This window comes from uncultured Campylobacter sp., assembly GCF_938045535.1.
Lineage (GTDB): Bacteria > Campylobacterota > Campylobacteria > Campylobacterales > Campylobacteraceae > Campylobacter_B.
Genome location: NZ_CALIMQ010000111.1, coordinates 1 through 10,968, shown reverse-complemented (window position 1 = coordinate 10,968; position 10,968 = coordinate 1). Strand labels below are relative to the sequence as shown.

Here is a 10,968-nt window from a genome sequence, read left to right as displayed (position 1 = left end):
CGCGTAATTATGTACGTCGATGTTTCCAAAAAGCGAGCTAAAGCGGCGAAGCGCTCTTTTTGCAAGCCAAAGCGGAAGTCCGCAAAATAGCCTAGCGTGCATCAGCGAAATTCCGAAATTATCTCGAAACGGCGCGAAGTGGCTCACTCCGCCCGTTTCGTAGCGCACCGCCAGATTGAGCCATTTTATCTCTAGCCCCGCGCGCACGGCTAGGATTAAAATTTCGGCATCAAAGCCCATCCTGCGGCTTTTCGTGCGGGACAGAAGCGGCACGATCCCCTCTAGCGGGTAAATTCTAAAGCCGCACATCGCGTCTTTTATGCGGTGCGAGAGGGTATTTATCACGCACCAAAAATTCATTATCTTGCGTCCGTGTAGGCGGGATTTGGGCGCGCTTTCGTCATACGCGGGCGCAGCGCAGATCAGCGCGGAGGGCTGCTGCGCCGCAAGTGCCAAAAACTCCTCGCATCTGCTTACGTCGTGCTGAAAGTCCGCGTCGATCTGAAAAGCATGCGTAAATCCAAGTTTCTTCGCCCACACTAGGCCGTCGCACACGGCAGCGCCTTTGCCGCCGTTTTGCGCGCGGGTGTAAATTTGAGCCGCAAGCCCCTTTAGCGCGCTTTTGCTCGCTTCGTCGCTACCGTCGTCCACGATCAGCACGGGCGCGATGGGCGCCAGGGCGTGCACGAGCTCGGCGATGCGCGCGGGGTGGTTGAAGTAGGGCAGTAAAAATGCGGGCTTAAAGGCAAATTCTTCCACTGGCGCAGACCTTGTCGTTTGAAATTTCAAAGCGGAGTTTGCCGCTTGCTTCGGTGATTTTGATTAAAATTTCATCGCCGGGGCGGATGAAATTCGTAAATTTTAAATTTTCTATCTTTTGCGTGCCGTCCAGCTCGTAGCCCAGGGCTTTTGCGCAGATCAATACGAAGCGAAGCTGCATAAACGCGGGCACCAGCGCAAATCGCGCAAAGTGTCCGTCAAAATAAAAGTCGCTGGCTCGCACCTTCGCGCGAAACTCACTCTCCGCGCTCCGCTCGAAAATTGGCACCTCGTAGCGCTGCAGGGCGCTTAAAAAGTCCTTTTTGCTTAGCTTGCCCTGCTCATTAAAAGGCAGCTTGCTTGCGATCTTAAAGTAGCGCAAAATCGCGCCGAATTCGGGCTTTAAAAAGGCCTTTAACTCGTCCGTGACGCCCTTTTTGCCGCCTGCGCGAAACGCCTGCTCGCCGCGTTCGCTGAGCTTGATAAGAGCTACGGCGCGGTCTCGCTGGGGGTGCAGATCAATCCTGCACTCGCCGATAAATTCGTGCGAGCGGAGTTTGGCTTCGAGAAGATCGAGGCTCACGCGGTTTTCGTTGATCTTTACGGTGCGATCGCCGCGCCCCAAAAGCGTGATCTCATCTGCGCACACATAGCCGAAATCGCGGCTTTCAAAGCGCTCGCACCAAGGCGAGCTGATCGTAAACTCGCCCGTTTGCGAAAATTGGTCGGCGGGCCGCTTTGTCGTAAATTTATCGCAAAGCCCCTCTGCCTGCGTAAATTTATCGTCGTGTTTTGTCGCGGAGTTCGGTGCGGAGCTGTTTTCTGTATCGGTCGCGGTTTTATCGCTAACGTCTGCATTAAATTTAGACGCCTGCTTGCCCGAGCGGTTTGCGTCTTGCCCGTCCGCACAGCGTGTTTTAGGCTTTGCCGCAGAATTTCCGCCGCAAGAGCTTGCCACAAGATCGAAGGGCTTATTCTCGCATTTTGCCGCGCTGCCGCTATCAATATCTGCGCGGATCTGCACGCTAACTGGAGCGAATTTTTTAAGCCCCGCGCCCTCGTTGCAGGCGATCACGCCCGTCTCGCTCGAGCCGTAAATATCGACGATGCGGGCACTGCTAAGCGCGCGCAAATTATCTCGGATCGCAGGACTTAGCGGTGCACCCGCGCTAAAAATGGTGCTCAAAGGCGCTATGTTTGCGGCGTCTGCGTGCTCGCACAGCGCGCCGAGCACCGTGGGTGAGCTGATCAGCACGGCGCCCGCAAGATCGGCTGCAAGGATGATTTCAGGGTAGTTTAGACCGCCTTTTTGCGTGCGCGAGCCGCAAATCAGCGGCACGAAGATGCTAAATGTGAGCCCGAACATATTTTGGTGCGAGACACCCGATAAAAATCGATCGCTTGCGCAAAGGCCGAATCTTTCTACCAAAAATTCCGCCTCCAAAACCATATCGCGTAGGCTTTTTCCGATATTTTTCGCTTCGCCCGTCGAGCCTGAAGTTTTGATATAAAATTTTTGATCGGCGCGCAGCAGATACAAAGAGACAGCCTCTTGCTCGCACGGCGCGTGATTTTGCGGCGCGTTTTTAGATGAAATTTTAGGCGCGGATTTTCCCGTATCGTGCGGCGAAATTTTTTCTAAATCATGCGGGCTAAATTCGTCTAAATTTTGCGCTGCGGCGAGATTTGGAATTTTTACGTCGCCGCCTAGATGAAATTTACCGCTAAATTTGGGCTCTCGCAGCAGTACGGGCGCAAAGCCCGCAATCAGCGCGCCGAAAAAAAACGCGATGAGCTCCGCCGCGTCCTCGCCGTAAATTTCAATCATCGGCGCGCGTTCTTGCTCTTGCGTCTGCGCCGATTGCAGGTCGCGCGCGGTATCTGTGCCGCCGCTAGAATTTTCCGCATCTTTTAAATTTACGCTTGCCGCGCTATTTTTGAGTTTGTCCGCGCCTTTTAAGTTTGCCGCTTCGCTCTGCTTGCATCCAGTTTTTGCTAAATCGCGCGCAAGAGCCGCCGCAGCAAGGATTTCGCGCTCGTAAGGTTTCAAAGAATTAATCAAATTTTTTAACATAAAATTTCCTAAAAATCATCTCGCCGCCGATCAGCGCGCCGATGAGGACGTATGAGATCGCGCCGCAGTAAACGCTCCAATAAATTTTATCTCGCAGTAGCAGCAGCGCCGCGCTAAGTAGGCCGTTTAGCACGAAAAATCCGAGCCAAATTTCGGTCAGCTTGCGCGTGTAGGCGCGGCCGTGCTCGTTGAGACCTGGCTGCTTCAAAAGCGCTAAGCGCGTGATCGCGGGCGTCGATCTTAGGCTGAGCGCGAAAAGCGCCGCGAGCGAGAAATTTATTATGAGCGGATACAGATACGCAAGCGCTCCGCCGCCAAATACGGCGCACAGCGCAAAAAATGCCGCGCTCGCGCCCTTAATAGCGTGATCTTTACTTTCAAAAACAGCTCGCGCTCCCCATAGCGCGCTCATCGCTACAAGCAAGCAGACCAGCGCGCCGCCGTGCAAAAAATAGAGGCCGAAAGGGTAAAACACGCTTAAAATTACGGTAGCTGTTTTTAAAAATATCGTTCGTCGCAATCTCTGTAATCCTTAAATTTAGCCGCAAGGGCTTGGTTTTTTTACCGCGGCGGTTGGGCTTTTGCCGTGGCAGCTTTAGCCTCGTCACAGCGGTTGAGCTTTTTTCTGCTGCGGTTTTAGTTTTACCGCGGCTGGCTAGGCTTTTGCTGTGGTAGCTTTAGTTTCGTCGCAGCGATTTTGGTTTTGCTGCTAGTAGCGCAATCGGCGCGATTATTACCGCGCTTCGATACTTTAAATTTGGCCTTAGCGTTCGATTTTAGGTGCCGCACTTTTAAAATTTTAATTCAGCCGCGCCTGCCGCCTTCAAATTCTAGCCGCATCTTAAAATTTAGCTGCGCTTTAATTTAACCCGCGGCGTCGCGCTCGCGATAAAATCCGCTAAATTAAATTTAGCCGAAATTTTAAAATTTTGAAATTTTATGAAAACGACGGTCTCAAAAGAAACGACGTCTTTTAAAATTTCAAAATTTCACCCAGGCTTGCAGATTAAAATTTTAAAATTTTGATCTGCAAAGCGCTTTGCATAATAGCTTAAAAGCGGCGGGTAGGCGGGCTTTGTACCGTGCCGCTTAATCGCCAAGCCCGCAAGCCGCTTCCTGCATGCTTTCAATAAAACGTTCGCTGTGTGCCGTCAAAACACCGCGCGCACCAAACAAAATGCCGCCGTTGCTATCTATCAAGCCAAACGCCGCCGCAAAGTAAACTACCGAGCTGCGCACGCGCGATCTTGCCGCGCCGCACGGCTAAATTTAACTCTCGCCATCCGTAGTCTCCCCGCTCGCGCCCTGATTGAGCTTCGCTGCTACGGCATCCACGATGTCGCCAAGGGTTTGGATGTTTTTAAAATCATCGGGCATCAGCTTATAGCCGGTGTTTTTCTTGACGTAATCGACCAGATCGATCGCGTCGATGCTGTCGATCTGCAGATCCTCGTAAATTTTGGCCTCAGGCACGACCTTGCTCTCGTCGATCTCGAAAAGCTCCACGAGCGCCTTTTTTAAAATTTCAAAAATTTCATCTTTACTCATTTTTACTCCTATTTTCGGCGATGTACTGCGCCAAAGACGCAACGGATGAGAAAATTTGCTTTAAATTTTGGGTTTTTGAGTTAAGCACGATGCCGTATTTTTTCTGCACCAAAAGCCCGAGCTCCAGCGCATCGACCGAATCGAGCCCGAGCCCGTCGCCAAAAAGCGGCTCATCGTCATTTATGTCGCCGGGCGCTACGTCTTCGAGGTTCAGCCCCGAAATGATCAGCTCCTTAAGCTCCAAAATTTCTTCGTTCACAGATTCTCCTTTTCATATAGATTTGATATTTTTTCGTAGAGTTTGCGCACGCGGATCGGATTTGGGCGATCCGGCTCAAAGTCCGTTAGATCGAGCGCGCACAGCTCGTAGAGGTCGTACTTCATCCGAACCTCGGGCGTATCGTACCATACTTGTCCTTTTTTTAGGCTTTTAGGATCCATTTTTATCGCGATGCAATTCATATTTTTTGCGAAATTTATCGCGATGTAAAACGCCGCTTTGTGCATGGCGATGCGATCTGCGGTGCGCGTGCCCTCGGGGAAGATGATTAGGCTTTCTCCTCGCGCAAGGGCGCTGCGGCACGCATCTATCATCGCTTCCGAGTCGGTGTTTGGGATGTAGCCCGCGGCTGCGATGGCGGCGGAGAGGAAAGGGTTTTTGCATAGGCTTTCCTTGACTACGCAGTTTGCGCGCCGCACGTGAGCTAAAAAGATCACCACGTCAAGCAGGCTAGGGTGGTTTGCGATGATGAGGGTGCCGCTAGGCGGGAGTTTGCAGCGCCAGTTCACGCCGATACTGCCGTAAAGTCGCGCGAGCAGCAAAAATATGCGCCACGAGATCATTATAAAATCGCGCACGAAATTTCGCACGACCTCTATGCGGTTTAGCCGCAGCAGCGCTACGGGGAGGAAGAGTAGGTTACCTATCATACACAGTGCGCCGAAGCTAGCGAAGGATAACGCGATGCCGATCTGCTTGATTTTGCGCCTTAGCGGATTTAACTGCTTCATCGCGCGGCGCCTCTTTCAGCGGGGATTATGCGGCAGCTCTCGTTAGGGATTTTATGACTATCGGCGAGGGTTTTGTTGTTCTCGGCGGGGATTTGATGGTTAATCATGCGCGCGATCTCGATAAAATTTTTACGGCTTACCGCTCGCCGCATCGCAGCGGAGTTTTTGCGGTTTGTTGTGCGCGATATTTCAGCTTGCGGCGTGCGCCGAAGTAATAGATTTTTCGTGCTCTGAGCGGGAGCCTTGGCGATCTCGGCGCCGTGCATGTGCCGAAGCAATAGAATTTTTGTGACGCGCGATAAACTGCGATCTTGTAGAATTCCCGCCGCTTGCCGTGCGTACTGTCTCGGTGAAATTTCCGCAGTTTGCCGCACGCTTCGTCGTGCGTATTGCTGCGATGGAATTTTTATCTTTTGCTGCACATATCGTTGCGGTAGAATTTCGGCGGTTTGCCACGCGCGCCGTTGCGACAGAATTTCTGCGAAGTGCCATACACGCTGTTTTTGCGCCGCCATACGACGCGCCGTCTGATTAAATTTATAGCTCGCGGCGTCGTTAAATTTAAAATTCATCGTAGCGCCTTGTCGTGTGCATCCTGCGTGAGTGGCTACTCGGTTCATCGCGCGGCTAAATTTAAACTCGTAGCCCAAGCTTTGATCTGCTAAATTTATGAAATTTACAGCCTGCTGCGCGTAGTATTTCGGCTCGCCGCATCTGTCTTTATAGCGGAATTTTACGGTGTCTTCCATGCGCCGCTGCGGTAAAATTTTTATGGCTCGCAGCTCGCAGCGTTTAGGCGGATTTTTTTGGATTCGTTGCGTATTCCTCGGCGGCGTATTTTCGCAGCGCGCCTCATTGCAACGCGATTTGGGGGCGCACGGCACGCGCCCTTTCGGCGTGTTTTTAAGATGTGCCGTTTGGGCGAGCTCGTGTTTGATAGCGCGGCTAAATTTAAAACCTTCACTATATCCGCGTTTGGCGGAGCGGCTAAATTTAAAGCTCGTCGTTCGTGCCTTTGCGGCTCCGCGTGGCCTAGGATTTTGATTAAATTTGCTCGTCTCGCCACGCTTTCTCATGCGATGAAATTTTGCTATTTTAACGCTCACGATCTTGCCTTAAAAAAGCTGCGATTTTGGCGGGATCTTTGACGCGCCAAAGATAGTCCAAAACCCCGTCGCTGCTGCGCCATTCGCGCTTGCCGGAGAGGATTTTAGCCAAAAATTTCACCGCGGTATCTAGAGGGATCTCGCCGTCCCCTTTAAAGCTTCGTAAAATTTCATTCTCGGCTCGCGGTTTTGGATTTTGTGCCTCTATGCTCTGTGTCGTTGCGTCCGCAACGTGCGGCGAAATTTCGATCTGCATGTCATCTCCGCGCTGAAGCACCAGAAGTAGGGCGCAGGCGAAGTCGCAGCGCTTCAGATAGTCGTTATTTACCTCCTCAAAATAGCAGAGCAGGGCGATTTTATCGTTATCCAACTTGCATTCGCCGTCCTTGCCATCTTCGTTTGCGTCCTGCGCGGAGCCGAAATTTTCCGCGCTTTCTTTCAGCCTCGCAGCGGCGATTATTGCGCCGTTTTCGAGCGCGCACGCCGCAGAGATCGTCGAAATTTCGGCATGATTTTGCGTAAAAATCGCATTTTGCGCCGCGATCGCGTTGAGTACGCTGACGCAAAAGCTCGAAGGCGAGACGCTTTCGCTCATCGAGCCGAGCAGGCTAAAACAGCGGTTGATCTCGCCCAGGCGCGAGCAAAAGACGAGCGGCATTCCCTCGCGCTGCGTTGCGGAGCTTTGCATCGCATGATCGCAGGCTCCCGAGCATTCGTTTGCTTTGGAATTTTGCCTCGCGGAATTTAAAGAATTTTTATTTGTGAAATCTTGCTGCGCCGAATTTAAATCTTGCGGCATAAAATTTAAAGAATTCTCATTTGAAAAATCCTGCGGCGACGGGTTTTGTGCGGCGGCACGGCTTTTGCTTGCATCTAAATTTTGAGGCGCGAGATTTAAGGAGCTTTCCTCGGCTAAACTTTCCGGCGTATTTTGCGAAATTTCGCCTAAAAGCGAGATGCAAAGTTTTGCCCCGAGCCCCAAGCGGCGACGCTGCAATGGCGGAATATGATAAAGAGCCGGCTTTTTTTTTAAAGCTTCGAGTGCTAAAATTTCCTCTTTTAAGCGGGCAGCGATTTCTAAATTTTCTTCAGGGCTATTTTGTAAAGCCTCGCCCTCGCGCGCGGCGAAATTTTTATAAAGCTCCGCCACCTTTTCGGAGCCGCAATCAAAAGTGCGCGCGGAGCTAAATTTAGACGCAACCGCTTTGTAATTTAATCCCCGCTGCGAGCCGAGCTCGGTAGATTTTTCATCAAAATCTTCTGTAACAAGGTTACGCCCCGCTTTTTCGTTATTCTCGCAAGCTGTAAATTTTACAGAATTTATGGAATTTTGCTTGCAGTCTGGAATATCTGTAAAATCTTGCGTAGAATTTAACGCGAAATCATACGTAAAATTTTGATCCGTGTCGCAAGCGAGATCGGAATTTCCGCCTAAATTTACTTCGGAAATTCCGTCCGAGCAAGCGGCGAAATTTTTATAAAACTCCGCCGGCTCGCCCGAAATTATCGCGCTTGCGTAAGCTACGCCGAAGCTTAGTTTATTTTGCAATATAGCCTCTTAGCGTGACGCCGTTCATTATCGAGCCTACGCCGCATTCAAACTCCTTGTCGCTCACGAAAACGTTTTTGTAATAGTAGCTCGTGATGTTTACGACCTTGTTGCCACCCTCTTTTTTGGCTCGGTCTTGAAAGCTAAGCAGTGCCGATAAAAACGCGCGGTTGCATGCGGCTTGATCGGTCTTGTTGATGCTGTTTGTTTTTTTGTTCGAGCTTAGCTGCTGCGTGATCTTTCTGCCTGCGGATTTGTTGCCGAAGTAGAATTTTATGTTCGGATCAAGCTTGGCTTTGGCGTCGGGCTCTGCGAGTGCCGCGGCGATAGGGAAGCGCATGATGTCGTTTTTGGCATAAGCCGAATTAGCGACGAGAAGCGCCGCAACTGCGAAAAATAGAAATTTTTTCATTTTCTCTCCTTTAACCGATAAATTTTTTAAAAATCAAAGAGGTGTTCACGCCGCCGAAAGCGAAGTTATTATTCATAACGTAATTCGTATTTATCTCCTGTGGCTGCGTGAGGTACCTAAGCGGCGCACATTCCGGATCGATAGCTTGTAAATTTAGATTCGGATAGAATAGCCCCTCATTCATCATCATCACCGAGATGAAGCTCTCCAGCGCCCCGCACGCGCCCAAAGTATGACCCAAATAGCCTTTATAAGAGCTCACGGGCGTCTGCGAGCCGAAAATTTCATGCGTCGCCGTAGATTCTGCGACGTCGCCCTGCTTGGTCGCCGTAGCGTGGGCGTTTACGTGCCCGATGAGATCCGGCGAAATCGCGGCATCTTTGAGCGCCAGCTGCATCGCCGCACGCATAGTCTCGCTCTGCGGGCGGGTGATATGCGTGCCGTCGCAGGTTGTGCCGAATCCTACTATCTCGGCGTAAATTTTAGCGCCGCGCGCAAGGGCGCTTCTGAGGCTTTCCAGCACGAATATAGCGCCGCCTTCGCCCAAAACCAGTCCATCGCGCGCTATATCAAAAGGTGCAGGGCTGAGGGTAGGGGTGTCGTTTTTGCAGCTTGTCGCGTAGAGCTTATCGAATACGAATGCCTGGCTTGGGTGTAGCTCATCCGCGCCGCCTGCCAGCATCATATCCGCAAGGCCAAATTTTATCGCTTCGTAGGAGTAGCCGATCGCTTGAGACGCGCTCGTGCACGCAGAGCTCGTAGGTATGAGCCTGCCTTTTAGTCCGTAGTAGATCGCGATATTCGCAGCGACGGTGTGGGGCATCATCTTTACGTATGAGTTGGCGTTGAAGGTGCTATCCTTGCCATGCAAAATATCTATGACCTCGCCCGTAGCCTTTGCGTCGCCGCTGCAGCTACCCGCTGCGACGCCCATACGACCGTCCTTTATGCACCCCTCTTCTAAAAGTCCCGCATCCGCCAGAGCTTCACCCGCAGCATCGACGCCAAACATCGCTACCTTACCCATCGAGCGGGTATCTTTGCGGCTCCAGTGCGCAGGCGGCGCATAATTCGGTATCGGCGCGCCCAGCCTAGTGTTTAGCTCCTCGCCGAAGATATCCCATTCGCTCATATAAACTACGGCGCTTTTTTGCTGCGCCAAATTTTGCTTTATGCTCGCCCAGTCCCGTCCGAATGCACAGACATTGCCAAAACCCGTAATAACTACTCTATTTAACATAATCCACCGTCTATTTTAATAACCTCTTTTGTGATGTATGCGGAATTTTCGCTTAGCAAAAACTCCACCAAATGCGCCACTTCGCTCGGCTCGCCGATGCGGCCTAGCGGGATCGCGCCTAAAATTTGCTCGCTCGCAGCTTCGTTTATACCTTCGCTCATCGCCGTTTTGATAAGCCCGGGAGCCACGACGTTTACCGTGATCTTGCGGCTTGCAAGTTCTATCGCTAGCGATTTTGCCGCGGCGATTAGGCCTCCTTTGCTAGCGGCGTAGTTGCTCTGGCCACGGTTGCCGGCAATTCCGCTAACCGAGCTCATTACGACGATACGCCCGCCCTTTTTGGCGCGGATCATCGGCATCAGCGCGGGCTTTAGGATGTTATAAAACCCGCCTAAATTCGTATCTATCACGCTTTGCCAATCCTCGCGCTCGAACCACACGAAAGAGTTATCCCGCGTGATGCCCGCGTTTAGCACTATGCCCCAGTACGCGCCGTTTGCCTCTATGTCTGCTTCGATCTGCTCCTGCGCCGCAGCAGTGTCTGCGACGTCAAATTTTAAAATTTGAACTTCCGCCGCGCCCGCATCCGAGCAACGCTTCGCTACGTCATTAAGCTTTGCTTCGTTGCGCCCGTTTAGCGCCAAGCCGTAGCCCTTTTGCGCTAAATTTAACGCGCACGCCTCGCCGATACCGCCGCTTGCTCCGGTGATTAAAATTCTCTTAGCCATTTATACTCTTTATCATTTCGTCGCTCGCACGCATTACGCTTAGCGTGGCGCTTGCGATATGTTCGCCGCCGCAGCGGATCTCGCAGTCGAAGATATATAACCCATCGCCGTCGCTTACGCTCTGCCTCGCCGTCGCGATCACGCGCTCGCCCACCTTCAGGCTTGCACGCGAAATATCGAGGTTCCGCACGCCCAGCAAAAACCCGAGCCTTGCCTCGCCGTCATTTCGGTAGCCCGAATACACGCCGATACACTGCGCCATTATCTCCATATACGCGTAGCTGCCGAGCTCGCCGTCTTCAGTAAACGGCGAGTCCTCTTTAACGCTAAACGCGCAGCTCGCATACCCGTCGCTAACCTCTAAAATTTCATCCGCGAAGACCATATATCCGCTCTGCGGTAGGATGCTAGAGGCTCTCATACGCGTCCTATTATGGTTACGGCATTGTCGCCGCCGAAGGCAAAGTTTAGATTCATCGCGGTATCTACGCGCGCTTTTTTTGCTTCGCACGCGAGGTTAAATTTTGGTAGCGCCGCGGAG

12 protein-coding genes are annotated in these 10,968 nt (G+C 51.9%); all 12 read right to left on the bottom strand.

What is annotated here, in order from left to right; translation table 11 throughout:
- A partial coding sequence (locus Q0095_RS03590) for a glycosyltransferase family 2 protein (RefSeq protein ID WP_297881426.1) occupies window positions 1-759 on the bottom strand: 759 nt, incomplete at its 3' end.
- Window positions 740-2,833 (bottom strand): AMP-binding protein, encoded by a 2,094-nt coding sequence (locus tag Q0095_RS03585; RefSeq protein ID WP_297881424.1) that lies wholly within the window; start codon window positions 2,831-2,833, stop codon window positions 740-742. The genes Q0095_RS03590 and Q0095_RS03585, both read right to left, overlap by 20 nt.
- Window positions 2,814-3,353 carry a DNA gyrase subunit B gene (locus Q0095_RS03580; RefSeq protein WP_297881422.1) on the bottom strand — a complete coding sequence of 180 codons (540 nt, stop codon included), beginning with the start codon at window positions 3,351-3,353 and terminating at the stop codon, window positions 2,814-2,816. Before Q0095_RS03580 ends, Q0095_RS03585 begins: the two co-directional genes overlap by 20 nt.
- Window positions 3,354-4,102: 749 nt before the next feature.
- Window positions 4,103-4,381: an acyl carrier protein gene (locus Q0095_RS03575; protein WP_297881420.1), complete on the bottom strand. Its 279-nt coding sequence runs from the start codon at window positions 4,379-4,381 to the stop codon at window positions 4,103-4,105.
- Window positions 4,374-4,640, bottom strand: coding sequence for a phosphopantetheine-binding protein (locus Q0095_RS03570; RefSeq protein WP_177388711.1), 267 nt, complete (start codon window positions 4,638-4,640; stop codon window positions 4,374-4,376). Before Q0095_RS03570 ends, Q0095_RS03575 begins: the two co-directional genes overlap by 8 nt.
- A complete protein-coding gene (locus tag Q0095_RS03565; RefSeq protein ID WP_297881418.1) occupies window positions 4,637-5,392 on the bottom strand; it encodes a lysophospholipid acyltransferase family protein in 756 nt (251 codons plus the stop codon). The genes Q0095_RS03570 and Q0095_RS03565 overlap by 4 nt, the downstream gene beginning before the upstream one ends.
- Window positions 5,389-6,498, bottom strand: coding sequence for a hypothetical protein (locus Q0095_RS03560; protein ID WP_297881416.1), 1,110 nt, complete (start codon window positions 6,496-6,498; stop codon window positions 5,389-5,391). Before Q0095_RS03560 ends, Q0095_RS03565 begins: the two co-directional genes overlap by 4 nt.
- Entirely contained in the window at window positions 6,488-8,047 is a 1,560-nt protein-coding gene (locus Q0095_RS03555) for a beta-ketoacyl synthase chain length factor (RefSeq protein ID WP_297881414.1), read from the bottom strand. Before Q0095_RS03555 ends, Q0095_RS03560 begins: the two co-directional genes overlap by 11 nt.
- Window positions 8,037-8,459 carry an excinuclease ABC subunit A gene (locus Q0095_RS03550; RefSeq protein ID WP_297881412.1) on the bottom strand — a complete coding sequence of 141 codons (423 nt, stop codon included), beginning with the start codon at window positions 8,457-8,459 and terminating at the stop codon, window positions 8,037-8,039. Before Q0095_RS03550 ends, Q0095_RS03555 begins: the two co-directional genes overlap by 11 nt.
- A gap of 10 nt (window positions 8,460-8,469) precedes the next feature.
- Window positions 8,470-9,699: a beta-ketoacyl-ACP synthase gene (locus Q0095_RS03545; protein WP_297881411.1), complete on the bottom strand. Its 1,230-nt coding sequence runs from the start codon at window positions 9,697-9,699 to the stop codon at window positions 8,470-8,472.
- Window positions 9,693-10,427, bottom strand: a complete 735-nt coding sequence (fabG, locus tag Q0095_RS03540) for a 3-oxoacyl-ACP reductase FabG (RefSeq protein WP_297881409.1) — start codon at window positions 10,425-10,427, stop codon at window positions 9,693-9,695. Before fabG ends, Q0095_RS03545 begins: the two co-directional genes overlap by 7 nt.
- Window positions 10,420-10,848 carry a hypothetical protein gene (locus Q0095_RS03535; protein WP_297881407.1) on the bottom strand — a complete coding sequence of 143 codons (429 nt, stop codon included), beginning with the start codon at window positions 10,846-10,848 and terminating at the stop codon, window positions 10,420-10,422. Before Q0095_RS03535 ends, fabG begins: the two co-directional genes overlap by 8 nt.
- Window positions 10,849-10,968 lie beyond the last annotated feature (120 nt).

Excerpts from the sequence above, each read along its gene's own strand:
- Q0095_RS03585 (WP_297881424.1), bottom strand. The coding sequence starts at position 2,833 with ATGTTAAAAAATTTGATTAATTCTTTGAAACCTTACGAGCGCGAAATC.
- Q0095_RS03575 (WP_297881420.1), bottom strand. The coding sequence starts at position 4,381 with ATGAGTAAAGATGAAATTTTTGAAATTTTAAAAAAGGCGCTCGTGGAG.
- Q0095_RS03565 (WP_297881418.1), bottom strand. The coding sequence starts at position 5,392 with ATGAAGCAGTTAAATCCGCTAAGGCGCAAAATCAAGCAGATCGGCATC.
- Q0095_RS03550 (WP_297881412.1), bottom strand. The coding sequence starts at position 8,459 with ATGAAAAAATTTCTATTTTTCGCAGTTGCGGCGCTTCTCGTCGCTAAT.
- Q0095_RS03545 (WP_297881411.1), bottom strand. The coding sequence starts at position 9,699 with ATGTTAAATAGAGTAGTTATTACGGGTTTTGGCAATGTCTGTGCATTC.
- fabG (WP_297881409.1), bottom strand. The coding sequence starts at position 10,427 with ATGGCTAAGAGAATTTTAATCACCGGAGCAAGCGGCGGTATCGGCGAG.
- Q0095_RS03535 (WP_297881407.1), bottom strand. The coding sequence starts at position 10,848 with ATGAGAGCCTCTAGCATCCTACCGCAGAGCGGATATATGGTCTTCGCG.